We start from the raw sequence: 26,583 nt of genomic DNA, 5'->3' as shown, positions 1-26,583 counted from the left end.
CCTCAGGGCGCCTCAGGCCTGCCCGCCGGCGAGCAGGCTCGCCAGCCGCGCACGGCTTTCCGCCAGGCTTTCGCTTTCGTCGAGGCCCTGGCGCAGGAACTGGCGCATGACCGGGAAGCGCGCGATGGCCAGGTCGGTCTCGGGATCGCCGCCGGCCACGTAGGCACCGACGCTGATCAGGTCGCGACTCTGCTGGTAGCGCGACCAGAGCTGCTTGAAGCGCTGGGCGTCGCGCAGGTGCTCGGCCTCGACCACCTGCGGCATCACCCGGCTGATCGAAGCTTCGATATCGATGGCCGGATAGTGGCCTTCCTCGGCCAGCCGCCGGGACAATACGAAGTGCCCGTCGAGCACGCCGCGAGCGGCGTCGGCGATCGGGTCCTGCTGGTCGTCGCCCTCGGAGAGCACGGTGTAGAACGCGGTGATCGAGCCGCCACCGGCTTCGGCATTGCCGGCGCGTTCCACCAGCTTCGGCAGCTTGGCGAACACCGATGGCGGATACCCCTTGGTCGCCGGTGGCTCGCCGATGGCCAGGGCGATCTCGCGCTGGGCCTGGGCGTAGCGGGTCAGCGAGTCCATCAGCAGCAATACGTTCTTGCCCTTGTCGCGGAAGTACTCGGCGATCCGCGTGCAGTATTGCGCGGCACGCAGGCGCATCAGCGGCGCGTCGTCGGCCGGCGAGGCGACCACCACGGAGCGCTTGAGGCCTTCCTCGCCGAGGATCTCGTCGATGAACTCCTTCACCTCGCGGCCCCGCTCGCCGATCAGACCGACGACGATGATGTCGGCCCTGGTGAAGCGGGTCATCATCCCCAGCAGCACCGACTTGCCCACCCCGGTACCGGCGAACAGGCCGAGGCGCTGGCCGCGGCCGACCGTGAGCAGGCCATTGATCGAGCGGATGCCGACGTCGAGAGGTTCGCTGATCGGGTGGCGCTTGAGCGGGTTGATCGTCGGGCCGTCCATCGGCACCCAGTCTTCGGCGCGCATCCCGCCCTTGCCGTCGAGGGCGCGGCCGGCGCCGTCGAGCACGCGGCCGAGCATCGACATGCCCATCGGCAGGCGCCCGGTGTCCGGCAGCGGCACGACCCGCGCGCCGGGCGCGATGCCGGCGAGGCTGCCGACCGGCATCAGGTACACCTTGCTACCGGAAAAGCCCATCACTTCGGCCTCCACCTGCACCGGGTGGTAGCCGCTTTCGTTGATCACGTTGCAGCGGCTGCCGACCGCGGCCTGCAGGCCTTCGGCTTCGAGGGTCAGGCCGACCATGCGCAGCAGGCGGCCCTCGACCACCGGCTGCGCCGGCAGCGAGACAGCCTCGGTGTAGCCCTCCAGGCGCCTGGCGAAACTGGTTCGCTCAAGGCGCATCGACGTCTCCGGGGGCGTCGAGGTCGATCCGGATGTCGCTGGCCAGCGGATGGGTCGCCTGTTCGCGCTGTTGCTCGAACAGTTGCTTCACTGCCTGCGCCAGGCGCGTCTCGATGGTCGCGTCGATGCGACTGTGCTCGGTCTCGATGCGGCAGCCGCCGGGCAGCAACGAATCGTCCTCGAGAATCCGCCAGCTCTCTTCGTGGCGCTCGCGCAGCGCCTTGACCCGCTCGAAGTCCTGCGGGTTGACATGGATACGGATGTTCGCCGCGCCCATCGGCAGCAGCTTCAGAGCCTCGCGCAGGACCTGGCGGACATGGCTGGAGTCCATGTGCAGTTCGCGCTGGATCACTTGGCGGGCAACGTGGTTGACCAGGTTGACCATGCCCTGCTCGATCAGGGCGTCCTGCTCGGCGATGGGTTCCAGAAGCTGCGTCATCAGACGCTCGAGACTTTGCAGGCGCTCCTTCAGCGCCTCCTCGGCTTCCTGCCGCGCCTTCAACTGGCCGGCGTGGAAACCGTCGCGCTCGCCGGTGGCGAAGCCTTCGTTGTAGGCGTCCTGGCGGATCGCCTCGATCTCCTCCAGCGTCGGCGGCTTGACGGTCTCCAGCTCGACCTCTTCCACCGCCGGCGGCGCCGGCGCGGGTTCGGCGACCGCGGGCACCTGCGGCGCGGCAACGGCCGGCTCGTCGCGCGGCTCGTCGAAGCTCGGCAACGACCAGAGGCCGAAGGCCGCCACGTCCTTGCCGCGGATCAGTTCGCTGGGATTGTCTTTGTCCTTGTCGTGGGGGACCACCTCAGATCATCTCCTCGCCACCCTTGCCGCCCAGCACGATATCGCCGGACTCGGCCATGCGCCGGGCAATGGTGAGGATTTCCTTCTGCGCACCTTCCACTTCGCTGACCCGTACCGGCCCCTTGGCCTCCAGGTCGTCGCGCAGCAGCTCGGCGGCACGCTTGGACATGTTCTTGAAGACCTTCTCGCGGATCGCCTCGTCGGAGCCCTTGAGCGCCAGCACCAGTACGTCCGAGGAGACTTCCCGGAGCAGCGCCTGGATGCCACGGTCGTCGACGTCGGCGAGGTTGTCGAAGACGAACATCAGGTCCTCGATCTGTCCGGACAGGTCTTCGTCGACCTCGCGGATCGAATCCATCAGCTGGCCTTCGATGGAGCTGTCGAGGTAGTTCATGATGTCCGCCGCGCGCTTGACCCCGCCCATGGTGGTGCGGGTGGCGTTGGAATTGCCGGCGAACTGCTTCTCCAGGATCAGGTTGAGTTCCTTCAGCGCCGAGGGCTGCACGGTGTTCAGCGAGGAGACGCGCAGGACGATATCCAGGCGCACCTTGTGGTCGAAATGGCTGAGCACCTCGGCGGCCTGGTCGGGATCGAGGTAGGCGACCACGATGGCCTGGATCTGCGGGTGTTCGTAACGGATCACGTCGGCCACGGCACGCGGCTCCATCCACTTCAGGCTGTCCAGGCCGCTGGTGCTGCCGCCGAGGAGGATGCGGTCGATCAGGTTGTTGGCCTTGTCCTCGCCGAGGGCCTGGGTGAGCATCTTGCGGATGTAGCCGTCGGCACCGACGCCGAGGCTGGTCTGGTCGCCGACCACTTCGACGAACTCGCCCATCACCTGCTCGACCTGTTCGCGATGCACGTTGCGCATCGACGCCATGGCCACGCCGACCCGCTGCACCTCTTTCGGTCCCATGTGCCGCAGCACCTGCGCCGCGTCGGTCTCGCCGAGCGACAGGAGCAGGATGGCGGCCTTGTCGACCTTGGTCAGTTTGGCGGCGAGACGATTCTCACTCATGGCGCTTACTCATCGGCGTTGATCCACTCTTTCACGACCTGGGCGACGCGGCCCGGGTCCTGTGCGACCAGGTTCTTGATCGCGTTCAATTGCGCATCATACCCCTCCGTGGGGCTCGGCAGGAGGATGCTCGACGGCCCGCCGATGCTCACCCGGTCGTCGGCCAGCGAGCCTTCCAGGCCACTCTCGCCCAGCGCCAGGTCGCCGTCGCGACCGCCGCCGCCGGCCAGCGACTTGCCCTTGCCGCCGCCGGTGATGTTGCTCAGCACCGGACGCAGCACACCGAACACCAGGACCAGGATGAACAGCACGCCGAGCACCTGCTTGACGATGTCCCAGAACCACGGCTGCGAGTAGAACGGAATGCTGTCGATCTCTTCGGCCTGGGCCGGGGCGAACGGCGCGTTGATCACGCTGACGCTGTCGCCGCGGCTGGCGTCGTAGCCCACCGAATCCTGTACCAGGCGGGTGAAGCGCGCCAGTTCGTCGGCGCTCCAGGGCTGGTGGCTGACCTCGCCGGTCTTCGCGTCGACCTTCATCTGGTCGTCCAGCACCACCGCCACCGACAGTCGGCGCAAGCGCCCCTGCTGCTGCTTGGTGTAGCTGATCGAGCGGTCCAGTTCGTAGTTGCGGGTGGTCTGGTCGCGCTTGTCGGTCGGGTACGGCGCCAGCTCCGGCTTGCCGGTCTTCGGATCGATGATGGTCTGGCCGTTGGCGTCCTTCAGCGGCTGGCCCGGCGCGACGTAGTCGGCCGGCGCGCTGGCGGTGGCCTGCTGCGGCGCGCTGGCCGGGCCCGGCGGCTGGTTCGACAGCGCCCCCGGCACGCCCTGCGGGCCGGACGAATTCTGCCGTTCCTCGTTGTTGCGTTGCTCGCTGCGCAGGGCCGGCTGGTCCGGGTTGTACATCTCCGAGGTCGACTCGACCGCGCTGAAGTCAACGTCGGCGGACACCTCGGCCTTGTAGCGACCGTTGCCCAGCACCGGTTGCAGGATATTGTGCACGCGCTGGGTGAGCAGGCCTTCCATGCGCCGGGTAAAGTCGAACTGCTTGCCGGCCATGGTCAGCTCGGAGAGTTCCTGCTGGTCGGAGAGCAGGTTGCCCTTCTGGTCGACCACGGTGACCTGCGACTTGTCCAGCTCCGGCACACTGGTGGCGACCAGGTTGACGATCGCCATCACCTGGCTCGGCTCCAGGCTGCGACCCGGATACAGCTCGACCAGCACCGAGGCGCTGGGCTTGCGGTCGTCGCGGACGAACACCGAACTCTTCGGGATCGCCAGGTGCACGCGGGCGGCCTTGACGTTGTTCAGGCTCGACACGGTGCGCGCCAGCTCGCCTTCCAGGCCGCGGCGGTAGTTGGTGGCTTCCATGAACTGGCTGGTGCCCAGCGCCTGTTCCTTGTCGAGGATCTCGAAACCGACGTTGTTGTCGGTCGGCGCCACGCCGGCGGAGGCCACCTTCATGCGTGCCCGGCCGAGGTCGTCGGCCTTGACCAGCAGCGCGCCGGAGTTGGGTTCGACCTTGTAGGGAATGTCCGCCGCGGTCAGCGCTTCCACCACACGGTTCGCGTCGACCCCGTTGAGGCTGCCATAGAGCGGCTTGTAGTCCGGCTGCTGGGACCAGAGCACGACGGCGAAGCCGATCGCCACGCTGGCGGCGAGACCGACCAGCAGGCCGATCTGGCGCAGCATGGTCATCTCGGAAAGGTTGTCGAGGAACGACAGTCCCGGGAAGGATTTCTGCAGCATCCCGGCACCGCCGCTCTTGGCGGGAACCTGGCTGTCGATCAGTGCATCGGCCATGAACTAGTTATCCTCGCGCCGCTCAGACCGGCATCTGCATGATGTCTTGGTAGGCCTGGACCAGCTTGTTGCGCACCTGGGTCATGGCCTGGAACGACACGCTGGCCTTCTGGCTGGCGATCATCACGTCGGTCAGGTCGACGCCGCTCTGGCCGACCTCGAAGGCGTTGGCCATCGCGGTGGAGGCCTGCTGGGTCTCGTTCACCTTGTCCACGGCCTGGGAGAGCATTTCCGAAAAGCTCGGCGCCCCCGCTTCGGCCGGCGCCTGAGCCGGTTTGGCCTTGGCCATGGCTTCCATTTGCATGGAACGCATTTCCAGCATCAGACGATTGAACTCGACACCCTGACTCATGACTCTTCCTCCAACAGCCGCGGCTTTTTTGACGCCGCCCGGCACTTTGCAGAGGAGTTAGCAACAAGGGTGCCAAGTCGCCCCCAAGGCCCGGCATCGGCGTTCGCCGCCAATGCCCGCGACCGCAGCAGGGTCCGTCCCTGCTCCGGTTATCGGCAGGCGCGCACGCTCGAACAGCCCCGGGCGACGACCGGCGGCGGACGCAAAAGGCCCGCACGAGGCGGGCCTGGGGAACATGGCGAGCCCTCAGATGGCGTAGAGATAGGCCTCCACGTCCATCCCGGCGTCGCGCATCTGGGCGAGCTTGTAGCGCAGGGTCCGCGGGCTGATGCCAAGGCGCTCGGCGGCCTCCTTGCGGCGGCCGCGCTCGGTGCGCAGGGTATCGATGATCACCTGGAATTCGCGGCGGCGCAGGTCGTCGCCCAGCGCGCCGCTAGCGTCCTGGCCTGCGGCCGGCGACGGAATCTCGACGCTCGGCGGGGTGGCCGGTGGCATTGCCGGCATGGGCACCGGCACCGGGGCCGCGAGCGGCATGCCGATCGGCGCGGTGAGGCACAGGTCGGCGGGCTGGATCAGGCCGCCCTGTTGCAGGATCAATGCACGCTGGATGGCGTTGTCGAGTTCCCGTACGTTGCCCGGCCAGGCATGCCGGACCAGGCACTGGGCGGCCTCGGGGCCGAGCGCCACCGCGCCGAGGTTCATCTTGCGGCTGTGCTTGCGCAGCAGACGCTCGGCCAGCGGCAGGATGTCCGCAGGGCGTTCGCGCAGCGGCCGCCAGGCCAGCGGGAAGACCGACAGGCGATAGTAGAGGTCCTCGCGGAAACGCCCCGCCGCGACTTCCGCCGCGAGGTCGCGGTTGGTCGTGGCAAGCACGCGGATATCCAGGTTGATCGGTTTGCGCGCACCGACCCGCTCCACCTCGCGCTCCTGCAATACGCGCAACAGCTTGGCCTGCAGGCCGAGGGGCATTTCCGATATCTCGTCGAGAAGAATGGTGCCGCCGTCGGCCAGCTCGAACTTGCCGGGCTGGGCGGCAATGGCGCCGGTGAAGGAACCTTTCTCGTGGCCGAACAGGGTGGCCTCGAGCATGTTGTCCGGGATCGCCGCGCAGTTGATCGCAATGAACGGCTTGCCGGCACGCGGCGATTGCTGGTGGATATAGTTGGCCAGGACTTCCTTGCCGGTCCCGGACTCGCCGGAGATCAGCACGGTGGAATCGCTGCGCGCGACCCGCGCGGCCAGTTCCAGCAACTGCCGGCTGGCCGGCTCCAGGGCCACCGGACCATCCTCCTCGCTGCCCGGCAACTGGCCCAGCGCATGGCGTGCCACCAGGTCGAGCAGCGCCCGCGCCTCGAACGGCTTGACCAGGTAGTCGGCGGCGCCCTGGCGCATCGCCTCGACGGCGCGATCGACCGCGCCGTAGGCGGTCATCAGCAACACCGGCAGGTGCGGGTAGCGTGTACGGATCAGGCCGAGCAACTGGTGTCCGTCCATGCCCGGCATGTTCACGTCGCTGATCACCAGGCTGAAGGCTTCGCGGGCCAGGACCGGCAGCGCCGCCTCCGCCGAGTCCACGGCGACGAACTCGTGACCGCCCAGTAGCAGGGTGTCGCTGAGGGCTTCGCGTAGTGCGCGGTCGTCTTCGACCAGCAGGACTTTGGCTGCCATGGGGTTACTCCTGAATCGCAGAAAGAGGCGCCGCCGGAATCAGCGGCAGGATCAAGGTGGCGCAGGTGCCGCGCCCCGGCCGAGAGCGCAACTGCAATTGCCCCTGGTGGGCGCGCGCCACGGCCTTGACCACCGCCAGGCCGAGCCCGGTACCGGTGGTCTTGGTGGTGAAGAAGGGTTCGCCCAGGCGCGCCAGGGTCGCCGGGTCCATACCCGGTCCGTTGTCGCTGACGCTGAGGCGCAGGCTGTCGGCGCGGGCATAGAGATGCACCTTCAGGCGCAGTTCGGGCCCGCAGGCCTGGATCGCGTTCTCCACCAGGTTGAGCACGGTGCCCACCAGGGTGTCGCGATTGCACAGCAGCTCGCCGCCGCGCGCCTCGCACTGCCAACGCACCTGGAGCCCCTGGACATGGACTTCGGCCGCCGCGCGCAGGCTGTCGAACAGCGCCTTCGGCGCCACCCGGTCGGTCAGTGGCAGCTCGCCGCGGGCGAACACCAGCATGTCGCGTACCTGATGCTCCAGTTCGTGCAGGCGCTCCTTCAGGCGCCCGGCGAAGCGTTGCTGCTGGTCGGTCGGCAGCGCCTGCTCGCTGAGGTGCCCGGCATAGAGCAACGCCGCCGACAACGGCGTGCGGATCTGGTGGGCCAGCGAGGCGACCATCCGCCCCAGCGCCGACAGGCGCTCGTGGCGCGCCAGTTGCTCCTGGAGACGGCGGGTATCGGTGAGGTCGTTGAGCAGGATCAGTTGCCCCGGTTCGCCGTTCAGCGAGCGGGTGGCGATGGACAGGCGACGTCCGTCGCGCAGGGAAATCTCGTGACCGTCATCCTCGCGCGGAGCGAAGCAGCGGGCGATCACCTCACGCCAGAGCATGCCCACCAACGGCTCGCCAAGCAGGCCCAGGGCCGCCGGGTTGGCCTCGCGGACCACGCCATGGGCATCGATGACGATGACGCCGCCGGGAAGCAGGTCGAGCAGGCTCTGCAAGCGGTTCGCCAGGCGCTCCTTTTCCGCCAGCTCCTCCATGCGCTGCGCGCTGACCAGGGCCAGTTGCCCTTTCAGCTCGGTAACGCGCTCCTCCAGCAGGCTATAGGACTCGCTGAGCTGGCTGGACATCTGGTTGAACAGCGCGAAGGCCTGCTCGAGGCCGGCGCGGCTGGTGGCCTCGGCCGTATCGGCTGGCTGCTCGGGGAAGGCGTGGAGGGCTGGTTGCATTGCGTTTCTCTCGGTCGGCGCGACGTCATGGTTCTGTCGGTCGACGGAGATATAGCAATACCCGTGCCTAAATTTTTTTCATTTGAAAATCAAAGCGTTGCGAAACGACCTGTCAATCATCCGACAGGTCGTCGTCGCGCCGGCTCATGCCGTACTTGCGCATCTTCTCCACCAGCGTGGTGCGACGGATGCGCAGGCGTTCGGCGGCCCGCGCGACCACTCCGCCGGCGTCGTCGAGGGCCTGCTGGATCAGGCCCTGCTCGAGGTTGGCCAGGTAGTCCTTGAGGTCCAGGCCTTCGGCCGGCAGCATCGCCGGCGCGTCCATTCCCGGCAGCCCGGCGTTGATCGCCGCGCGCTCTTCCAGCTCTTCGCGCAGGCTGCTGGCGAGTTGCTCGTCCTCGTCGTCGACATGGCGGAATTTCTTCGGCAGTTCGCCGACCCCGATCACCCCGTAGGGATGCATGATCGCCAGGCGCTCCACCAGGTTCGCCAGTTCGCGGACGTTGCCCGGCCAGTCGTGGCGGCAGAGCGACATGATCGCTGCCGAGTTGAAGCGGATCGACCCGCGCTTCTCATGCTCCATCCGCGAGATCAGTTCGTTGAGCAGCAGGGCGATGTCTTCCACCCGCTCGCGCAGCGGCGCCATCTCGATGGGGAATACGTTGAGGCGGTAGTAGAGGTCTTCGCGGAAAGTGCCGTCCTCGATCATCTTCTCGAGGTTCTTGTGGGTCGCGGCGATGATCCGCACGTCGACGTTCTGCGTCTTGTTGCTGCCGACCCTTTCGAAGGTGCGCTCCTGCAGCACGCGCAGCAGCTTGACCTGCATCGGCAGCGGCATGTCGCCGATCTCGTCGAGGAACAGGGTGCCGCCGTTGGCCAGCTCGAAACGTCCGGCACGGCTGGTGATGGCACCGGTGAAGGCGCCCTTCTCGTGGCCGAACAGTTCGCTTTCCAGCAGTTCCGCCGGGATCGCCCCGCAGTTCACCGGGACGAAGGGCCCCTCGCGGCGCTTGGAATGGTAATGCAGGTTGCGCGCCACCACTTCCTTGCCGGTGCCGGACTCGCCGAGGATCAGCACGCTGGCATCGGTATCGGCGACCTGCTGCATCATCTGCCGCACCTGCTGGATCGCCCGGCTGGTGCCGACCAGGCTGCGGAACAGGTTCGGCTCGCGGGAACGGCCGCGCTCGCGGGCCTGGTCGTACATCTCGCGGTAGACCTGGGCGCGATGCAGGGAGTCGAGCAGCTTGTTGTAGCTGGGCGGCATCTCCAGGCTGGCGAGCACCCGGCGGCGCAGCTCTTCCGGCCAGTCGGCCGGGGCCGGCTCGCCGATCAGCAGGATCGGCAGGTACTCGTCCCAACTGGCCAGCTGCTTCAGCAGCTCTACCGCCCCGCCCTTCGACTCGACGCTACCGAGCAGCACGCACAGGGCTTCGCGACTGTTGCTCAGGCCCGCCGCTACCTCTCGCCAATCCTCGCTGTTGCAGGTCAGCTGATCTTCGCCGAGGAAGTTGAGAATGACTGCCAGGTCGCGACTGCGATCGAGATTGTCGTCAATCAGCAAGAGTTTGGTTTCGCGCCACATTTTGATCAGCTGCCTTGCATCGAATGGGTCTCGCTCGACCCGAAAGAGGGCTGGGACTAATGCCTATTTCTAATAAGCAGCCAGCATTTGGCCACTAGTTAAGTCAAATGTGAACGATTAGTCAATTTTATGGCGTGTTTTTTTTGCTGTTTCCGACAGGGAGAGGCAATAAAAAACCCCTACAGACCGCATGGAAAGCAGTACTGGCAGGGGTTTTGGGGGATATGTAAATTTTTCCGAAAAGCCTTGCGCCAAAGTAACGGCACAAAGCCATGAAAAACTTATCCGAACATCTGGTAGACCTTGGCGCCTTGCTTCGACTGGTTCAGCTGGATCAGATCGGTGGCCAGCTTGCGCTGCTCGCCCTGGCAGACATCGATCAGCTCGCGATACAGCGCCAGCAGCTCTTCCATCCGCGCCCGCAAGGTGGCTTCGTCCTGTACATCGAGCATCGCCTCGTCGACGGCCTGGCGGCAACGCTGGTCGAGTTCACCGATGGCCTCCCAGTTCTGGCTGGCCAGGGCAACGCGCAGGGCGCTACCGGTTTCTTCAAGGATCTGTACAGCTGCACTCATTGCTTGGTCCCTCTGGGGATGCCTCTCAGGGGGCAATCGCATCCCAACCGGATTTGATGTTGCGCAACAGCTCGGAAACTTCCTCGAGCTTGCCCGCGTCGTTCTTCAAGTTGGCTTCCGTCAGGCGCATCGACATGTAGGCGTAAAGGCGGTCGAGGTTGGCTGCCAGCTCGCCGCCCGCCTCGAAGTCGAGCCCTTCGCGCAGGCCACCGACGATGGCGATGGCCTTGCCGATCAGCTCGCCCTTCAGCGCCACTTCGCCGCGCTCCAGGGCTCCGCGGGCCTGCGCCATCCGGGTCAGGCCGCCTTCCATCAGCATCTGGATCAGGCGATGCGGGCTGGCATCGATAGCCTGAGCCTGGGTACTGACATTCTGGTATTGCCGCATGGCTGCCATTGCGTTCATCGACGGTTGCCTTGTTCGGTGACTGATACGCTCTATATCGGTCGGCTACCGCGATTCTTTAGCGCCGTTCGCTGTCTTCGCCCTGCGCTTCGGCGCTGCCAATGGCATCCCAGGCCTGCTTGATCTGGCCCAGCAGCGCCTCGACCTCGTCCAGCGGACGCGGTGTGTCGTCCAGCGCGACACCAGCCAGGCGGCGGGTCATGTAGTCGTACAACGCATCCAGATTGCCGGCTATCTCGCCGCCCTGCTGGTGATCGAGGCCAGCCTGCAAGGCGCCGATGATCGACAACGTGGTGCCTACCGCTTCGCCGCGCAGCGCCGGGTTGCGCTCCAGCACCGCGCGCCGGGCCAGGGCGATGCGTTCGAGCGCGCCGTCCAGCAGCAGCTTGACCACCTGGTAGGGCGGGACGTCCTGTGCGCTGCCTACCTGCCGGTAGGTATCGATAGGACGCGACATCAGCTTTTCTTCACAAGGCCAGGCAGGCTGCTAAGAGCCTGGGTCATGCGTCCGCTGGTCTGGTTGAGCTGGCCGATCAACTGGTCCATGGCGGTGAACTGCTTGAGCAAACGATCCTGCAACTGCTCGACCCGGCGATTGAGCGCTTCGCGCTGGGTATCCACCGACTTGATGGTGTCCTGCAATCCATCCAGGCGCTGCTGGAGCACACCGCCGGTCTGGGTGTAAGGCGTGAGCTTGTCGTCGAGACGCTTCATCAGGCCGGTATCGCCGGTGAACAGAGCGGAAACCGACTCGAACTTGTCCTTCAGAACCTTGTCGAGTTTCTTGTCGTCGATTTCCAGGGTGCCGTCTTTCTTGGTGGTGATACCCATGTCGGCGAGCATGCGAACATCGGTACCTTGCCCCGGCTGGACCATCTCGTTGCGCATGGTGGTGAGCAGGTTGCGCACGCTGCTGTCACCGACCAAGGCACCGACCACGGGAGCCTTGTCGTCGCCCACCTTGGTCACGCCGGTCAGTTCCGAAGTCACGCCGACCAGCTTGTTGTAGGCCTCGACGAACTTCTTGATGTTGTCCTTGACGCCGCCACGGTCCTGCTCGACCGAGATGGTGATCGGCTTGTTGGTGTCGGTGACCGTCTTCAGCTCGAAGGTGACGCCGTTGATGACCTTGTCGACCGTATTGGTCGGACTTTCCAGGGTCAGGCCGTCGATGCTGAACTTGGCATTCTTCGCCTGGGTGATATAGCCGCTGCTGCTGGAGGAGGTACCGTCCAACTGGGACAGGGTCAGCTTGCCATCGGCGCCGACGCTGCCGATGTTGAAGTTCTCCAGGCCGGAACTGCCCTGGACGAACACGTCCTTGCCGGCGCCGGAATCCTTGCCGGTGAAGACCAGTCGCGAGGTTCCGTCTCCAGGGTTGTTGACGATGTTGGCGGTGATGCCCTTGTCCTTCAGCTGCGCGTTGAGCGAGTCGCGCACTTCGGCGAGGGTCGCGCCCGCCGCGACGTTTACCGTGACACCGGCATCGTCGGCACCCTGCTTGATGGTCAGGGTTCCGCCGGAAGTGGTCTTGTAGCCATCGGCAAACGACGCGGTGGCCACCTTGCTGACGCTGGCCAGCTGGGTCACTTCGAGCTTGTAGATACCCGGCAGGGCGTCCTTGGTCGCGGTGGCGGTGGCGAACTTCTCGTCGCTGGTACTCGCCGAGCGCTTCTGGAACAGCTCGGGCTTGTTCAGTTCCTTGAGGATGGTCTGCAGGTCGGAGATCGCGCTCTTGAGCTGGCCGATGCCGGTGAACTTGGCGGTGGTGTCGCTTTCCAGACGCTTGAGCTGCGCCTCCTTCGGCGCCTTCTCGGCCGCCACCAGGGTGGAAACGATGTTCTTGATATCAAGGCCCGAGTTGTAGCCGTTGATCGTCGTACTGTTCGCCATCTTGCTTCACCTCGTCAGCTCATTGACGCTTTGTCCTTCCAATTCCAACAGACACTCAAAAGACGTGCCAATTCCGCTCAGGCTTCCGCCTTGAACAGCAGGCTGCGCGCTTCGTCCAGTCGCTCTGCCAGGCGCAGGGCCTCTTCGGAAGGGATTTGCCGGATGACTTCTCCGGAAGTCGAATCGGTCACCTTGACCACTACCCGCCCCGTGGAGTCGTCCAGGCTGAAACTCAGATCACGGCGGATGCTCTGGGTGAACTTCTCGATGGAGGAAACCGCCTCCTCGACCGCAGCGCGTTGCTCCTTGTCGCCCATCCTGACGTCGCCCGTCCGTTGCGCGCTTGCGCTGGCGGCCGCCTCGCCGGCCTGGCCGGCCGGGCGTGCGCCATCGGAAGAAGACGCCGAGCCGAACAGCCGGATTACCGGAGCAGCCGTCGAATTGTTGACATTGCTGACGTCCATCGTCGCTACCTCTCAATGAGATACGAGGGGAAGCGCGCCAGCGCTCCCCCTCGTGACTTCACCTTGACCTCGCCGAAGCTTAGCGCAGCAGGCTCAGAACCGACTGCGGCAGCTGGTTGGCCTGGGCCAGGATCGCGGTGCCGGCTTGTTGCAGCACTTGGTTCTTGGTCAGGTTGGCGGTTTCGGCTGCGAAGTCGGTGTCTTCGATCCGGCCGCGAGCAGCCGATACGTTCTCACCGATGTTCTTCAGGTTGTTGATGGTGTTGTCGAAGCGGTTCTGCACCGCACCGAGGTCGGCACGCTGGGCGTCGATCTGCTTGATCGCCTCGTCGATCACCAGCACGGCGGACTGAGCGCCCTTCGCGGTGGAGATGTCGATCTTGGCGACGGTGTCGTTGGTCTTGGCGAAAGCGGTAGCGGAAGGGGCTACGCCAGCCGCGGTGCCTACGCCGGTGCTGCCGGTGTCAGCGATGACAACGCCGGAAACCGCGCTAGTGATCGCACCGGAGCCATCCTTGCCAGCTTTGGAAACATAGCTGATGGTATCGCCGTCGCTGAAGGCACCGATGCCGACGTTGGCGTCGTTGACCGCTGCGGCGATCTTGGCAGCCGCCTGCTCGGCGGTTTCGTTGCCCTTCATGTCGACCTTGACGTTCACGGCGCTGCCGCCGGTGATGCCGATCGCGATGTCGACGGTGCCCGAAGCGGTTGCAGCAGTGACCGCGCCGCCGCCGTCAGCCTTGAAGTAGGTGCCGTTCAGCGACTCTGCGCTCATCTCGTCGATGCCGACGCTGATGATTTCGTTGGCGGCCGAACCCACCTGGAAGCTGGCGACGCCGAAGGAACCGTCGAGCAGCTTGCGGCCACCGAAGGTGGTGGTGTTGCTGATACGATCCAGTTCTTTCTGCAGTTGCTTCACTTCGCCGTTCAGAGCGGTACGCTCGGAGTCGCTGTTGGAGCCGTTGGCCGACTGCAGGGACAGGTCACGCATACGCTGCAGGATGTTGGTCGACTGCTGCAGGGCGCCTTCAGCGGTCTGCGCCAGGGAGATACCGTCGTTGGCGTTCTTGGTAGCCACGTTCAGGCCGTTGACCTGGCTGGTCAGACGGTTGGCGATCTGCAGGCCGGCGGCGTCGTCCTTGGCGCTGTTGATGCGCGAACCGGTGGACAGACGCTGCAGCGAAGTGTTCAGCGACGCGGAAGAGTTGTTCAGGTTCCGCTGAGTGTTCAGCGAAGCGATGTTGGTGTTGACGGTCAAGGCCATCTTGATGCCCTCCAAGGACGATATGTTTGCCTGAGCTTGCGACCTCGGGTGGGCATCGCCCAGGCACCCCTAAAGTTCGCATTCGTGATCTTTATCGGCGCTTCCCTGGGGAGCTTTAGGTTTTTTTTTGACCATCCTCGTTTTTCATGCATCGGCCCCGTCGGAGGGGTTCGCGCAAGGCCTCCCGAGCGCTGCGGACAGCGACGGAAAGCCCCGCCGGCCGCTCAGTCCGGCATCCAGGCACGATACCAGGCGCGCAAATGCTCGCCGTCGAGCATCCAATCCGCCAGCACCCGTTCGCGCAGGTTATCCCCTGCCCTGGCCGCGGCATCCAGGTCGCGGGTATGCATGCGGATCGCCTCCACCCAGTCGCGGAAACGGTTCTTCACCCGCGTCACCGGCAGATCGTCCTGGTAGCAGCGCACGTCGCTGCAGACCACCGGGAAACCGCAGGCGCCGTATTCCAGCAGGCGCAGATTGCTCTTGCACTCGTTGAACAGGTTCTGCTCCACCGGCGCCAGCGCCAGGTCGAGATCGAGAGCCGCCAATGCCCGCGGATAGCGTTCGATAGGCACCCCCGCATGCACTTCCCTGACGAAGGGACGGATGGACGGCGGGCACATGCCGAAGAACACCCAGTCGACTTCGTCGGCCAGTTCCCGGACCACATCGGCGATCAGTTCCAGATCGCCGGTATGGCTCGAGCCGCCCGCCCAACCGACACGTGGCCGCTCGCCGCGCCGCCGCTGCGCCCGCAGCCCCTGCCACCACCCCACCGGCAGGCGGTTCTCGATCACCCGGATATCCGGGTGGAGACCGGCGAAGGCCTCTGCCAGGGCCGGCGTCGACACCACGAAGCGGTCGACGTAACCCAGCCCGCGACGCAGCGTGCGCAAAATGTCCTTCGGCAGGTGCTGGCGATGGGCGCTCTTGAGGGGCACGTTGGGCAGATAGTCGTCCAGCTCGTAGACCTTGAAGGCCCGCGAGAACGCCTGCATCCGCCGCATGGCCTCGAGACGCTCCTCGCCGACCTGGCGCTGCAGCACCAGTACATCCGGGTCGTAGCGCTCCAGATCGGCCACGTGCATCAGGCCGATCGACAGCGCGCCATCGATGGATGCCGACTCGCGCAACGCGCTGAACGGCTGGATCACCCGGTAATGGCCGCAGCCGAACAGGTCGGCGGGGTGCGCCAGGACAGTGGGCAAGGGCCGCCACCCCTGCAACGGGCGCCAGGCCAGCTGCGGGTCGGCCAGCTTGAAACCGCCTTCGGCCTGCAACGAAAAGCCCGGGTTATAGGCGGGATCGCGTGCCAACAACGGTAGCCAGCGCGCGTACAGCGCATCTTCTTCCTCGACGCTCGCCGCCGTCGTGGCAGGCGCATCGAGCAACAGCCGCGCACGCGGCGTCCATACGTTCAGGTAGCCCGCCTGGACCGCCCGCAGGCAGATGTCGACATCGTCCCAGCGCGTCAGCGCCTCGTCGAAACCGCCCAATTCGAGAAACAACTCGCGGCGCATCAACAGGCATTCGCCAGCCACCGCCGAGTAGTTCTGGTCCACCTGCAGGCGCTGCAGGTAACCGGCGTCCTCGTGCGAACGCCCTTCGAAGGCCCGCCCGGCCGGTCCGCATAAGCCGAGCAGCCAGCCGGCGTGGCAGACCCGTCCGTCCGCCGCCAGGAGCTTGGCGCCTACCGCGCCGACTTCCGGACGCTGGCCATGGTTGAGCAACTGCTGCAGCCAGTCCTTGTCGAGGATGCCGCTGCCGGCATCGAGCCAGAGCAGGAATTCGCCACGCGCCCGGGACGCCGCCAGGTTGCGCAGAGCCCCACGGGATAACTGCCCATCGCCTCGCAGCACCCGCACCTGCTCGACACCCATGCCTTCGACGGCGAGCAGCCATTCGCGAACGTCGGCCGCTTCGCCACCCTGTTCCAGCAGAAGGATCTCGTAGTTGGGATAGGCGGTATTCTCCAGCACGGTTTCTACGCAACGCTGGAGCTGCGCCAGGCGCTCCCCGGCCAGCACCAGGATGCTGACCGGCGGTTGCCCGGCGTGGCCGTAGTCCAGCTCGTAGCGCCCCGGCAGCCGGCTTCCGACTGTCGCCTGCGCGTAGCCACGGGCACGCAGGTGGCCTTCGATCGCCGCACGCTCGGCGGTGCTGTCCTGCAGGCGCAGCGCTGGGCCAGACAGCAGTGGCTCGCTGATGTGTCCGATACAGCCCAGGCCCCGCTGCTCGACGAGACGCAACTGGTAGGCCAGCTCGAAAGCCTCGCCGGCGGTCTCGTCGAATCCGCCCGTGGCAAGCAGCGGCTCGCGGCGGAACAACCAGTGCCGGGACAGGCCGGCGGGGAAACTGAGCAGAAGGTCGAGATTCAGGTCCGGGCGCAACGCCGCGCCCAGCTCGCCGTCATCCAGGCGCATGAGTTCGTCGGCGTACACCGCCTGGCAGCTCTCCGGTGCCGCCAGCAGGTCCAGCGCCGCCACCAGCAGGCCGCTGACAGTGAATTCGACGCCCGCTTCGACCAGGAGCAACCAGTCGGTATCAAGCCGGGCAAGCGCCTGGTTGATCGTCGGTATCGGCCCCGCGGCAGGATCGAAGAGCATCGCTCCGTTCCGCGGACTCGTGCCCAGCGGCGCGAACAGGTGGCTCTCGACACGTGGATACGAATTGACGTGCTCCAGGCTCTGCAGGGTACGCTCCACGGCCTCGGTATCGCCGTGGGCATCGAGCACCAGCACCGCGAAGCGCGGCCCACCACCCTGCTCCTGCAGGAATCGATCGATCAGCACCTTCTGCACCGCATCCGGCCGCCGCGCCTCCAGCCAGGTCGACAGCGTGACGCTACCGAAGCCCGCCGCCCGCCTCAGCGCGGCGAGCAGGTTGACCGGCTTGAAGACACGGGCGTCCAGGCGGGTGATCGGTGCCACCCGGACGAAGCGGTTGTCGCCGGCCTGGCGATACCAACCCAGTTCGCGGATAGCCAGGCGGAAGTCGGCATGGCCCTGCTCGCCGATACCGGGCTGGTCGCGCCCGACCTGGCTGAACTGCTGGCGGGAGACGCGGAAACGGGTCAGCGGCCGCGACAGGAACGCCAGGTCGCCACGCTGTAGCAACTGCGCACACATGGCCAGGTCGCCGATCCAGTCGATGGCCCGGCCGTTGAGCATCATCAGGCGTTCGCAGATCTGCAGCAGCGCATCGCGCCGGGCCATCAGACAACTGGGTTCGCCGATGAAGTTGATGGTGTGGTCGGCGAGGAACGAGACCAGCTCGCGACCGTCGATCAGGACGTCGCCGGCGAACGGGAAGCAGGTCGCCAGGATGTCCGGCAGCGGCTGCCCTTCCTCGTCGATACGCAACCGCCGCGACGAGGCCAGGACCACGTTCGGCTCGCGCTCCATCGCTCCCACCAACGCCTCGACGCATTCGGGAAGCAACACGTCGTCGTCGTGGAGAAACTTGACGTACTCGCCCTCCGCCAGGCGGATGCCTTTCGCCGTGCTGCCCAGCTCGCCGAGGCGCGTCTCGTTGCGGAAGTAGCGGATCGGGAATGCCGCGGAGGCGCGCTTCTGCTCGACCAGCGTGGCGATCCGCTCGTCGCTGCTGTCGTCGCAGATGATCAGCTCCAGGGCCAGATAGGTCTGCCCGAGCACGCTGTCGAGGGCGTCCTCGAAGTACTCCAGCTTGTAGGTCGGCATGACGATGCTGACGAGAGCCTGTTCACCCATATTCATTGACCGTTGTCGAAATTGAAGAGCATCGATTCGCCAGGCTAGTCTCTGTCGGGCCTTGCCTTTGGGAATCATCCATAGCCGCGGGCTGCTGTCCGGGTGCGTGTGTCGCTACATGCCGTAAATACTCGTGCAAGGAATGTCATAAGCCGTCTCCGTGACGGAAACCATGCCGGGCACGCTTTGCCGCGCACAGAACAGATTGAACAGTTCCTGCATATCCTGGTTGCGCGAGTCTCCCGGCGGATAGCCATCGAAACCGGCCAGGAGAATTCGTCGCGCTCTGCCGCTGGCGGCCACCGCCAAGGCATAACCGATGACCAGTGAGTTCGGAGCGACGCAGCCCTGAGGGAACACTTCGAACCTGCCGGACCTCACTCCCAACCCGAAATCCAGAAGTTGCTTATCGTGCAACGACATCAGTAATTCGGTAGGCAGGCTCGAGACAGGGGTTATGAGAGGCTGCGGCAGGCGCGCATGGGTTTCGCAATCCGCAAGCAGGCGTACTGGATGGCAGGCTACGCGGAGATCAATCAGGCTGGCGTCGAGATCCGACTGGGTATTCAACGCGACTACCACTGGCCGGGTACGCCGGATATAGGACTCGAGGGCCTGGCGGTGCCTGACCACGCCTGCGCCAGCCCCCAGCAGCAATACTTCCCTGCCTTCCAGCCAGTCGCATGGGGACCAAATCCCTTTCGGCGTTTCATCATAGAGATGACGGGCACTGACGAGCATGTCGCGACGGAAGCTCTGTCCACCTTGCCGACGTAGATAGTCGATAGCGGCAAGCACGTCCTCTTCGCCATAGCGCGGGTCGCCCAGCATTTCCTGGACATAGGTCGGGTGGATGGCATGCTTCCCGGAAAGGTAGTAGAACGCGTTGGTCCCCCAGCCATGCCGCACCTTCAAAGGGGCGAAGTATTCTCCGATCAGGGCCAGCAAGGGGACCAGGTTGGCCCGCGGCTCGGCAAGCTCGATCAACAGTTCCTCGATGCGCACATTGCCGGGGCCGCGTCCCATTCCGGTGATGGTGGCATCCAACCATTCGACGCCCTCGGTCCGCGCGGTCAGGGTGTTCTGTAACGCCAGGCCCATGTTGTCGTGCGCATGAAAACCCAGCGCCCCCGACCAGCCTTCCCGCAGCCAGGCCACGGTCTCGCAGACATCCGCGGGCTTCATGCTGCCCGTGCTATCGGCGAAGTACAGCACGTCGACGGGCCAGTCACTGGCCGATGACGCAAGGCGACTCACCTCCTCACGGGTATGGCCGGCCATTTGCATCAGGTTGAAGCCAACGGCATAGCCTCGGCGCTTCAGCCAGTCGCACGCGGGCAATACACGCTCGAACTCGTGGAAGTGGCAGGCGATGCGCACCATCTTCAGCGCGCTGGTTTCCGCGCTCTCTGGAACCAGTTGTTGCAACGCTGCCTCCAGGCCCATCTCGCCCAAAAGGTCGGCGCCGTTGAGCATCACCGCCAGGGCCAACCCTTCGGGAATGGCAAGGCTGCGGATGAAGTGGTCGGTGGTGTAGGCACAGGCTCCCTTGAACCCTTCGTTGCGCAGAAACCGGAAACCCAGCTCCACGACGTCGACCCGCGCCGCACGCATCGCATCGAGATAACGCTCGATGATCGTGGTGGGGAAGTCCCAGGCGGTGTAGTAGCCACCATCACGGAGGGTACAGTCGAGCACCTTGCTGGTGATCGCCGACAATGGCTGGACCATCCATCAGCTCCTGAGCGTGCAACGCATGTGGCTGCTCGCACCTAGCACTTTCAGCCATTGTTGGAATATAGCCAGGTGCTCCCTGGGCAACTGGTGGATGTGTATAAAAGGAGAGTCCATGGCGTCCTTCGGCAACCAGTTGGCAACCATGTCGACATCGAAATTTCCAGGAGTGTCCATCTGAACGATGCTGTAGCCCGAACGCATGGCGAAATGCCCGATATTTTGCGGAGTGAAAGCCTGCAAATGCATCGGCGGAAAAATACCATGGGCCAGCGCACGAAAGCTGTTGTAACCCAGTGCCTGGTTGTCCATACCGAGCGCGTTAGGTGTATGGAAATGATGGAGCCCTCCATCGCTCATGAGCTTCTTCGTGGCGACCATAAAACCGTGAGGATCGAACAGATGCTCGATCAGCTCGAAATGGATGATCAGGTCGAAGACCCCGCCACTACCGGCAGCAAACTCCTCGGCACTGGCAGCATGGAGCGTGAGGTCGCGGTCTTCGTTCCTAGCGATGGCCGAAGCGTCGATATCAATGCCGGTCAACTCGCATCGGTGCAGGAGATCGCTGGCGTGAAGGGCAGCCTTCAACTCGGATAACAAGCCGCCCGAATTGCAGCCGACCTCAAGGATGCGTATCCGCGCCCGGCCCAGCAGATACTCATCGATCAGAGTGAGGAGAAAGCGCACCCGATCGGAAATTATCCGGTCGCCTGAGCGCTGACGCGCCTTCAACAGGTCGCCGAGCATGCCGTTGCAGCGGCACTGGCTGTAATAATGACCAAGTACCGCCGGCGGCGGGCAAGGCGTTACATACGCGGTGGTGCAGCGCATGCATTTGGCGACACAATAGATACCCTGGAAAGGTTCGAGGTCGGCGCGCTCCTGCGCTCCGCAACAAGGACAACACCTTTCCACGAATGCATGAGAAAACTCCGTGTAAATCGCCAACGCATCGGCGATACGCTGCTCATAGATCGCCAACGCCTGTTCCCGGGTCCGGTTCTGCTGCAGGAAGCTGACATAGGCGGGCACGGAATAGAGCCCCATGCTGCTTTCAACTACCCCCTCTGCAGCCGAGTGGACGTAAGGAGATTCGCTCATGAGTCGCTCCGCCTATAGACCAACTCGTCCCAATCGGTAGGCAGCCTCTTGGGACTTTTCGATAGATTGGCGATATCCCACAACGCGAAGCCGATATCATCCATCTGCTGGAAGGCCTTCGCGGAGATATCACTCCTGCCGCAGAAACCGAAGAGAGACGCTTCGATGGCTATGTAATCGACTTGCCCAGGGGAGACAGCCTCCATCTCCTGGCACTCGTAGCCGTGCATGTCGATGTGGGCGTTACGCAGACACTCGCAATCCTCAACGCTATCGAGACCTGACTCGAGAGAATCCAGTCTGCACCCCAGGTCAACAAGCTTGGAAAACCACAACGACTCGCCAGGCTGTGCGTCGATGCCAAGTATGGTCGGAGCAATCGAGGACGCCAATTGCTCACAGAAGCGCCGAGGCAAATAGGTCCGAGCATAGTCGGCATCGCACCACTCGAAAGTACCGCAGCGAGACGAGTAGGCCGCCGAGTCGTCACGGGGCATGCTGGTCACCTCCAACGCTAGCGGTTCGCGGCTTGCGCTGGAGGATTGCGTCCAACACCCGCTCCACATCCTCGAGGTTATCCACTGAGATGGACTGGTCGCTCATTTCGATCATCTTGACTTCCCAACCCAATTCGAGAAAGCGCAGAATCTCGATGTCCTCGACCTCCTCCAGTGAAGTTTTCGTCGGCCTGGCTGCGAACGCTCGCAGCGCCTCACGCGGAAAGGCGTAGGCACACACCTGACGCCAGGCCCGACTAAACTCGCCTTGTTTGGTCGTCGGAATGGCTGCCCGCGACATGTAGAGCAAGCGTCCATCCGGACGAAAGACCACCTTAGGGACCGATGGGTTGCGAAACGTCGTTTCGTCAGCGATGCCACAGTAGCCATTGATAATCGCTTCCGGGCTCGCCTGGGCTGCATCGATCAGCTTGCGCAGATCGTCAGGATTGAACAGCGGCTCATCGCCCTGAACATTGATGAAGATTTCCGCTGAGACCCGTCCGGCCACTTCGGCGACCCGGTCGGTTCCGGTCAGGCAACGGCTCGAGGTCATGAACGTGCGAATCCCCTCGCCTTCGCAGACTGCGCGGATGCGTTCGTCGTCGGTGGCAACCAGCACATGCTCGGCGTCCACCGCCTGGATGCATTGCCTGTAGGTCCTGACGATCATCGGCACGCCGCATAAGTCGAGCAAGGGCTTGCCTGGCAAGCGTGTCGACGCATGGCGTGCGGGAATGACAACGGCGTACTTCATGGAGTCCCTCATCCGATGGGCGGAAACTGCGTTTTCCGCGACATTTAACCGACCCTACCCCGCCAGAAATCCCGCGAGTTCATGGCAAGTCGGCTGGCGGCCTCCGCCCGCAGCAGAGCTCCATCGCTATCGGAAAACAGGCGGTTCCAGCTTTCAGCGGAAAACGAATAGAACGTGTCACGCTCCAGGTTGAACAGCGCGGTGAACTTCAACGAGTACCAGCTCATATACGGCTCAAGGGCCAGGAGGCGCGCCTGTGCAAAACGGTAAGAGTCGGCCAGGGACTCCACAGGAAAGCCCAGACGCCGGGCATAATCTCGCCAGAGCGCAGATTCGAAGGTGTACTGAGACAGCTCCTGGTAATGCCGCTCCGGCGACAGTTCCAGCCGATCGGACAGCTCGTCGGCGGCCCAGTCTGCCGGACGCGGATCCTCGGGCAGGGACCAGAGCGCCAGCATATCCTCGGTTCTTGCAATCATCGCTTTCTCCGAGAAGTGGAACGGCATGTACTGCCAGGAAGCACCCAGCGAAACCGCGATCTTCCCGGCATTGCGGCCATGCGAGAAGAGTCCGTTGAGCGCCTGGTGAAGCGAACCATGAAGAATGTTGTCGCTGCGGCAACGAACAGCGAACTCGATCCCCTTGTCCGCCAGGCGCTGTACACCCAAGCGTGCCGAACGCAGGATCACATTGCGGTTCATCAAGCCGAGATTCTCCGGCTGTGGAACCAATATCAACTCATCCAGCCAGGGGCGGCAGCGCTCGAGCAATTCGCTGGACTGATGGTCCCAGGTCACCATGCACTGGTAGGCGGACGGGAAATGCGAGCGGTTCCAGGCCAGCACCAGCGGCGTGAAGTCGAACGCCAGGCCCTGGACGAAAATACCCATCCGACTGGAAGGCAGATCGCGCCTCATCGTCAGACTTGGGAGCAGCTCGGCGACGTCCTGCATTTCATCGAGCAGCGCCACGTTGCCCGGATCGAAATCGATAGCGCGTACCGTGCGGAACCTGCCATGAAACTGACTGATCTGGTTCATCACTTCGGGGAAGTGGTTGGCCATGACCACGATCACGGTGTGCTCCAGCGATTCCTGTTCGAGTGCAGACGGCGCCCGAACTTCCACGCCGTGGATGCGCTTCCCCTGATTTTCGGGATAGGGACAGATAGTGTATTGCAGGTTCAGGTACTCGCTCACACACGGGTAGAAATCCTGGAAAAACTGCCCCGCCCCCCATCCGACTAGGCGAACCTTGGAGAGGTCCAGGTCAGGGTACTTGAGGCGTGCACGCAGCAAGGTTCCGGTAACGATAGACATGTTCAAGACTCTTCAGATTACGAGACGAGCATTCGACGTCCACGACGACATTCATCCGCTGGAAGGTCATGTCTTACCCTCCGGGCCATGGAACGGAAGCCATAGGTGTCGATAGGGAGACGGCCTTTCATGCGGAATACTCCGGCCAGTCGACATACAGAATGGTGTCGTAGAAAAACATCGAATAGTGCCGTAGCCGCAACCGAGCCCCCGGGGCGATCTCATCGATCGCAGCGACAATCTCCAGCAGGTCCGCCACGTGGTGATAACAGGTAATGGCCATGCGCGGCCGGCATTCGCCGATCAGGCGCGCTGCGCCGCGGAGGACCCGCGCTTCGTGGCCCTCCACATCCATTTTGAGCAGGCTCATACGGTCCAGGACGTCGTCCAGGCGCACACAACGCACTTGAACCGCACCATCCGCCTGGACCCGACTGCCCATGGTGCCGTGCGCAGCGAACGCAAGATAGCCCTCATCGTCGGACACGGCCAGGTTGTGCAGCTTCAGCCTGGCATGTCCGTTTAGGGCCGCGTGCATGCGCTGGTAGTTCGCTGGGTCGGGCTCGAAGGCGTGGATCGAGGCGTATCGATGACGGGCTGCCAGCATGAATTTCTTCACCGTATCACCGTCGAAGGCGCCGATATCCACGTAGTGCTCGTCGGTTCGCAGGTCGATCGGATGTCCGGCGCCGCGGTATAGGGAAAAGTATTCCTGCTCTCCCGGACACACGACATCCAGCAGAGCGGAACGGTTTCCATCCAGGCGCAAGCGCATGATGGCATCCAGGGTCTTGCGGCTTGGCTCGTCGGCCAGACGCTCGCGCAGCGAGACGAACTCGGCATGATATTTCACGGCCAGCTCGCGAGTCAGCGCACCGGTCTGGTAGACCAGCGGAATATCCAGCAGATAGAGGAGTTCAGGTAAGTCGAGGGTGGCGCATTTCGCGGCGCTTGAGAGACGGTCCAGCGTCAGCCATGCAGACAGCGAATAGGCGCAGTTCACCGCCGGCCTCCCGGCATGACGGGGATCGCTCAGGTGAGCAGTGGGGATCACTTCGTCGAAGCCATCGACAGTAGTGCCTTCCCTGAAGAGCACATCATCGACGGCGACCAGGCGCACATCAGGCAGGCGCCTGGCCAGGCCGGACGCGATATGGGGTCGATAGATACGCCCGAGATAGGAGCTAGGCACCAGCAACATGAGATATCCACTCTGTTCGCAACGCGCTAGAAAATCCGCTTGTGCAATGCTGCCACCATCCACCATCGACCACCCCTCAATTGTTCAGGATGCGCGCCCCATCGGGCATGAGTTCATCGTAAAAGGAGTAATTGGGCAGCTCCCGGGGAAGCCTGCCCGGCAACAACCATTCGCAGTGTCGCCCCACCCGGGTGTCGGCGAGCGCGACGCTGCCCGCACCCAGCGTGCTGCCCTGGCCGATCTCCACTCGCCGTCCCAACTGCACGCCAGCGAGCAGCGTGCTACAGGTTCCGACCCGGCAGTCCTCCTCCACCAGGACCTGCAGCTCCAGCCAACTGCCAGTGCCGATGCGGGCACGACCGGCGAGCACGCAACCGGCGCCGACGAACACGTTGCCCAGCAGTCGCACGCCTTCGCCGACGATGGCCTGAGGCGAGACGATATCGAATAGCCGGTAGCCCGCCAGGCGGATGTCCGCGATGAGCTTGTGGCGGGCGTAGTTCACCGCCCGCTCGTCCAGCGCCACGAATACTTCGCTTTCCGCAGCGGGGTAGCGTTCGAGCAGAGGCGCAATATCGAAGTTGTGTCGATCCGCAGCATTCAGCTCCAGGACCCGGTGTTCCAGTCCCCGTTCCCGCGCGGTACTGTCCGCCCGTTCGAGCGCGCGCCCTTCCCCGACGATGATCGCTTGCTTCATGCCCTCTCCCCCAGTACCTGCGCGCGATACCACAGGTGCTGGCGCACCAACTGCACCTCGTAGTCGCCGTGCATGAACGGCGGCGAATGTGCACCCAGTCCCTCCTGGAGGCGTTCCAGGACCAGGGTGTCCTCGCCGATCACGTTACGCTCGCCGCGAATCAGGGTGCTCAGCAAAGCGCTGAAATCGGTCTTCGGATCCTTGCGCCGGGCAGTCATCATCCACAGGTGGTAGTCGGTCTCGCCGGGTGCCACCGGATCGTACTGCTGGAGCAGGAAGTGCTCGCCACGGACGCTGCAGAAGTTCACGTTCGGGTAGATGAACCAGTTGTAGTAGGCGTGCTCGTCGCCGTAGCCCTCGCAGAGGTCGGAGAACCAGCTCTTGTAGGGCTGGATCGGCGCCTTGGTGGGGAAGCTCAGCGAACGCAGCTCCGGCGTTTCGCCTTCCTGCAGCAGGCGCAGCACCTCGGACGGCACCGCAGCCTCGCGTGCCAAACCGCGCACCGGAGCGGTCATCACCGGGAGGAAGGTCTTCGGATGGACGAAAGGAACGTGGTTGTAGTCTTTCACGTTCTCCATGTTCAGCTTCCAGTTGTAGCGCACCTTGTGGCAGCTGTAGATCAGCCGCGTATCCAGGTGCGAGGAGACCTCCCGCAAGGTTTCCAGGAATCCATCATCGAACTGCTCGCGCAGCGGCAACGGGTCGTCCGCCAGGTTGACGAACAGCAGTTGCCCCACCTCTTCCAGGTGCAGCTTGCGCAAGCCGATCCGCGCCCGCTCCTCGGCGCTGAACTGGTACAGGCTGGAGTTCGGAATGCCCTGTAGCTGCCCCTCGGCACCGAACGACCAGGCATGGTACGGGCAGACCAGCGGTCGCTGGCCGGTGCATTCGGTCTGGATCGCCGACAGACGATGCGGACACTGGTTGAGAAAGGCCCGAATGCCGGACTCGGTACGCTGCACCACGACCGGCACGCCGGCGATCTTGCGGGTGAAGAACTGGTTGCGCTCGCGCACCATCGAACTGAAGCCGACGAAGATCCAGAGCCTGCCGAACAGCCTTTCGCGCTCCAGCGCGAGCGTCTGCGGCTCGGTGTAGTGCGCTGCGTCCAGCGCATGGCGAGTCATGTCCACATCCAC

At 64.2% G+C, this 26,583-nt stretch carries 23 protein-coding genes; all 23 read right to left on the bottom strand.

Features of this window, described 5'->3' with window-relative positions; all coding sequences use genetic code 11:
* Window positions 1-12: 12 nt before the first annotated feature.
* Window positions 13-1,368 (bottom strand): flagellar protein export ATPase FliI, encoded by a 1,356-nt coding sequence (fliI, locus tag HMPREF3014_RS02765; protein ID WP_003086458.1) that lies wholly within the window; start codon window positions 1,366-1,368, stop codon window positions 13-15.
* Window positions 1,358-2,164: a flagellar assembly protein FliH gene (gene fliH, locus HMPREF3014_RS02760; protein ID WP_003082217.1), complete on the bottom strand. Its 807-nt coding sequence runs from the start codon at window positions 2,162-2,164 to the stop codon at window positions 1,358-1,360. Before fliH ends, fliI begins: the two co-directional genes overlap by 11 nt.
* A gap of 1 nt (window position 2,165) precedes the next feature.
* The gene (gene fliG / locus HMPREF3014_RS02755) at window positions 2,166-3,182 is read right to left on the bottom strand and encodes a flagellar motor switch protein FliG (RefSeq protein WP_003082212.1); all 1,017 of its coding nucleotides are present in this window, start codon (window positions 3,180-3,182) and stop codon (window positions 2,166-2,168) included.
* Window positions 3,183-3,187: 5 nt separating this feature from the next.
* A complete protein-coding gene (fliF, locus tag HMPREF3014_RS02750; RefSeq protein ID WP_023087679.1) occupies window positions 3,188-4,984 on the bottom strand; it encodes a flagellar basal-body MS-ring/collar protein FliF in 1,797 nt (598 codons plus the stop codon).
* 22 nt (window positions 4,985-5,006) lie between these two features.
* Window positions 5,007-5,336, bottom strand: a complete 330-nt coding sequence (gene fliE, locus HMPREF3014_RS02745) for a flagellar hook-basal body complex protein FliE (protein ID WP_003082207.1) — start codon at window positions 5,334-5,336, stop codon at window positions 5,007-5,009.
* Between the two features lie 246 nt (window positions 5,337-5,582).
* A complete protein-coding gene (gene fleR, locus HMPREF3014_RS02740; protein ID WP_003082202.1) occupies window positions 5,583-7,004 on the bottom strand; it encodes a sigma-54-dependent response regulator transcription factor FleR in 1,422 nt (473 codons plus the stop codon).
* A gap of 4 nt (window positions 7,005-7,008) precedes the next feature.
* Complete coding sequence (gene fleS / locus HMPREF3014_RS02735) at window positions 7,009-8,217, bottom strand: sensor histidine kinase FleS (protein ID WP_003082199.1); 1,209 nt, start codon at window positions 8,215-8,217, stop codon at window positions 7,009-7,011.
* Between the two features lie 112 nt (window positions 8,218-8,329).
* On the bottom strand, window positions 8,330-9,802 hold the full coding sequence (fleQ, locus tag HMPREF3014_RS02730; protein ID WP_003086448.1) for a transcriptional regulator FleQ: 1,473 nt from the start codon (window positions 9,800-9,802) through the stop codon (window positions 8,330-8,332).
* Window positions 9,803-10,083: 281 nt separating this feature from the next.
* Window positions 10,084-10,377, bottom strand: coding sequence for a flagellar protein FliT (locus tag HMPREF3014_RS02725; protein WP_003086445.1), 294 nt, complete (start codon window positions 10,375-10,377; stop codon window positions 10,084-10,086).
* 25 nt (window positions 10,378-10,402) lie between these two features.
* Window positions 10,403-10,783, bottom strand: a complete 381-nt coding sequence (gene fliS / locus HMPREF3014_RS02720; RefSeq protein ID WP_003158217.1) for a flagellar export chaperone FliS — start codon at window positions 10,781-10,783, stop codon at window positions 10,403-10,405.
* Window positions 10,784-10,841: 58 nt separating this feature from the next.
* The gene (gene fliS / locus HMPREF3014_RS02715; RefSeq protein WP_003086441.1) at window positions 10,842-11,240 is read right to left on the bottom strand and encodes a flagellar export chaperone FliS; all 399 of its coding nucleotides are present in this window, start codon (window positions 11,238-11,240) and stop codon (window positions 10,842-10,844) included.
* Window positions 11,240-12,676 (bottom strand): flagellar filament capping protein FliD, encoded by a 1,437-nt coding sequence (fliD, locus tag HMPREF3014_RS02710; protein ID WP_023087680.1) that lies wholly within the window; start codon window positions 12,674-12,676, stop codon window positions 11,240-11,242. Before fliD ends, fliS (HMPREF3014_RS02715) begins: the two co-directional genes overlap by 1 nt.
* A 77-nt stretch (window positions 12,677-12,753) precedes the next feature.
* Window positions 12,754-13,140 carry a flagellar protein FlaG gene (locus HMPREF3014_RS02705; RefSeq protein WP_003086436.1) on the bottom strand — a complete coding sequence of 129 codons (387 nt, stop codon included), beginning with the start codon at window positions 13,138-13,140 and terminating at the stop codon, window positions 12,754-12,756.
* 79 nt (window positions 13,141-13,219) lie between these two features.
* Window positions 13,220-14,404, bottom strand: a complete 1,185-nt coding sequence (locus HMPREF3014_RS02700; protein WP_003158216.1) for a flagellin — start codon at window positions 14,402-14,404, stop codon at window positions 13,220-13,222.
* Between the two features lie 224 nt (window positions 14,405-14,628).
* Complete coding sequence (locus tag HMPREF3014_RS02695) at window positions 14,629-18,135, bottom strand: glycosyltransferase (protein ID WP_031633405.1); 3,507 nt, start codon at window positions 18,133-18,135, stop codon at window positions 14,629-14,631.
* Between the two features lie 114 nt (window positions 18,136-18,249).
* Complete coding sequence (locus tag HMPREF3014_RS02690) at window positions 18,250-19,866, bottom strand: aldolase catalytic domain-containing protein (protein WP_003158214.1); 1,617 nt, start codon at window positions 19,864-19,866, stop codon at window positions 18,250-18,252.
* Window positions 19,867-19,869: 3 nt separating this feature from the next.
* Window positions 19,870-20,973, bottom strand: a complete 1,104-nt coding sequence (locus HMPREF3014_RS02685; protein ID WP_003158213.1) for a class I SAM-dependent methyltransferase — start codon at window positions 20,971-20,973, stop codon at window positions 19,870-19,872.
* Window positions 20,970-21,470: a hypothetical protein gene (locus HMPREF3014_RS02680; protein ID WP_003158212.1), complete on the bottom strand. Its 501-nt coding sequence runs from the start codon at window positions 21,468-21,470 to the stop codon at window positions 20,970-20,972. Before HMPREF3014_RS02680 ends, HMPREF3014_RS02685 begins: the two co-directional genes overlap by 4 nt.
* On the bottom strand, window positions 21,460-22,227 hold the full coding sequence (locus HMPREF3014_RS02675) for a 3-deoxy-manno-octulosonate cytidylyltransferase (RefSeq protein ID WP_014603178.1): 768 nt from the start codon (window positions 22,225-22,227) through the stop codon (window positions 21,460-21,462). Before HMPREF3014_RS02675 ends, HMPREF3014_RS02680 begins: the two co-directional genes overlap by 11 nt.
* A gap of 44 nt (window positions 22,228-22,271) precedes the next feature.
* Window positions 22,272-23,546 carry a hypothetical protein gene (locus HMPREF3014_RS02670; RefSeq protein ID WP_003158210.1) on the bottom strand — a complete coding sequence of 425 codons (1,275 nt, stop codon included), beginning with the start codon at window positions 23,544-23,546 and terminating at the stop codon, window positions 22,272-22,274.
* Between the two features lie 127 nt (window positions 23,547-23,673).
* The gene (locus HMPREF3014_RS02665; protein ID WP_014603180.1) at window positions 23,674-24,747 is read right to left on the bottom strand and encodes an FkbM family methyltransferase; all 1,074 of its coding nucleotides are present in this window, start codon (window positions 24,745-24,747) and stop codon (window positions 23,674-23,676) included.
* Window positions 24,748-24,823: 76 nt separating this feature from the next.
* The gene (locus HMPREF3014_RS02660; RefSeq protein WP_003158207.1) at window positions 24,824-25,444 is read right to left on the bottom strand and encodes an LbetaH domain-containing protein; all 621 of its coding nucleotides are present in this window, start codon (window positions 25,442-25,444) and stop codon (window positions 24,824-24,826) included.
* Window positions 25,441-26,571 (bottom strand): aromatic ring-hydroxylating oxygenase subunit alpha, encoded by a 1,131-nt coding sequence (locus tag HMPREF3014_RS02655; RefSeq protein ID WP_003158206.1) that lies wholly within the window; start codon window positions 26,569-26,571, stop codon window positions 25,441-25,443. The genes HMPREF3014_RS02660 and HMPREF3014_RS02655 overlap by 4 nt, the downstream gene beginning before the upstream one ends.
* Window positions 26,572-26,583: the final 12 nt, after the last annotated feature.

Origin of the sequence: Pseudomonas sp. HMSC065H01, from assembly GCF_001815235.1 — a bacterium.
Classification (GTDB): Bacteria; Pseudomonadota; Gammaproteobacteria; order Pseudomonadales; family Pseudomonadaceae; genus Pseudomonas; species Pseudomonas aeruginosa.
This window is presented reverse-complemented; position numbering and strand designations above follow the sequence as displayed.

Excerpts from the sequence above, each read along its gene's own strand:
- fliI (WP_003086458.1), bottom strand. The coding sequence starts at position 1,368 with ATGCGCCTTGAGCGAACCAGTTTCGCCAGGCGCCTGGAGGGCTACACC.
- fliG (WP_003082212.1), bottom strand. The coding sequence starts at position 3,182 with ATGAGTGAGAATCGTCTCGCCGCCAAACTGACCAAGGTCGACAAGGCC.
- fliF (WP_023087679.1), bottom strand. The coding sequence starts at position 4,984 with ATGGCCGATGCACTGATCGACAGCCAGGTTCCCGCCAAGAGCGGCGGT.
- fliE (WP_003082207.1), bottom strand. The coding sequence starts at position 5,336 with ATGAGTCAGGGTGTCGAGTTCAATCGTCTGATGCTGGAAATGCGTTCC.
- fleR (WP_003082202.1), bottom strand. The coding sequence starts at position 7,004 with ATGGCAGCCAAAGTCCTGCTGGTCGAAGACGACCGCGCACTACGCGAA.
- fleS (WP_003082199.1), bottom strand. The coding sequence starts at position 8,217 with ATGCAACCAGCCCTCCACGCCTTCCCCGAGCAGCCAGCCGATACGGCC.
- fleQ (WP_003086448.1), bottom strand. The coding sequence starts at position 9,802 with ATGTGGCGCGAAACCAAACTCTTGCTGATTGACGACAATCTCGATCGC.
- HMPREF3014_RS02725 (WP_003086445.1), bottom strand. The coding sequence starts at position 10,377 with ATGAGTGCAGCTGTACAGATCCTTGAAGAAACCGGTAGCGCCCTGCGC.
- fliS (WP_003158217.1), bottom strand. The coding sequence starts at position 10,783 with ATGAACGCAATGGCAGCCATGCGGCAATACCAGAATGTCAGTACCCAG.
- fliS (WP_003086441.1), bottom strand. The coding sequence starts at position 11,240 with ATGTCGCGTCCTATCGATACCTACCGGCAGGTAGGCAGCGCACAGGAC.
- fliD (WP_023087680.1), bottom strand. The coding sequence starts at position 12,676 with ATGGCGAACAGTACGACGATCAACGGCTACAACTCGGGCCTTGATATC.
- HMPREF3014_RS02705 (WP_003086436.1), bottom strand. The coding sequence starts at position 13,140 with ATGGACGTCAGCAATGTCAACAATTCGACGGCTGCTCCGGTAATCCGG.
- HMPREF3014_RS02700 (WP_003158216.1), bottom strand. The coding sequence starts at position 14,404 with ATGGCCTTGACCGTCAACACCAACATCGCTTCGCTGAACACTCAGCGG.
- HMPREF3014_RS02695 (WP_031633405.1), bottom strand. The coding sequence starts at position 18,135 with ATGGGTGAACAGGCTCTCGTCAGCATCGTCATGCCGACCTACAAGCTG.
- HMPREF3014_RS02690 (WP_003158214.1), bottom strand. The coding sequence starts at position 19,866 with ATGGTCCAGCCATTGTCGGCGATCACCAGCAAGGTGCTCGACTGTACC.
- HMPREF3014_RS02685 (WP_003158213.1), bottom strand. The coding sequence starts at position 20,973 with ATGAGCGAATCTCCTTACGTCCACTCGGCTGCAGAGGGGGTAGTTGAA.
- HMPREF3014_RS02680 (WP_003158212.1), bottom strand. The coding sequence starts at position 21,470 with ATGCCCCGTGACGACTCGGCGGCCTACTCGTCTCGCTGCGGTACTTTC.
- HMPREF3014_RS02675 (WP_014603178.1), bottom strand. The coding sequence starts at position 22,227 with ATGAAGTACGCCGTTGTCATTCCCGCACGCCATGCGTCGACACGCTTG.
- HMPREF3014_RS02670 (WP_003158210.1), bottom strand. The coding sequence starts at position 23,546 with ATGTCTATCGTTACCGGAACCTTGCTGCGTGCACGCCTCAAGTACCCT.
- HMPREF3014_RS02665 (WP_014603180.1), bottom strand. The coding sequence starts at position 24,747 with ATGTTGCTGGTGCCTAGCTCCTATCTCGGGCGTATCTATCGACCCCAT.
- HMPREF3014_RS02660 (WP_003158207.1), bottom strand. The coding sequence starts at position 25,444 with ATGAAGCAAGCGATCATCGTCGGGGAAGGGCGCGCGCTCGAACGGGCG.
- HMPREF3014_RS02655 (WP_003158206.1), bottom strand. The coding sequence starts at position 26,571 with ATGACTCGCCATGCGCTGGACGCAGCGCACTACACCGAGCCGCAGACG.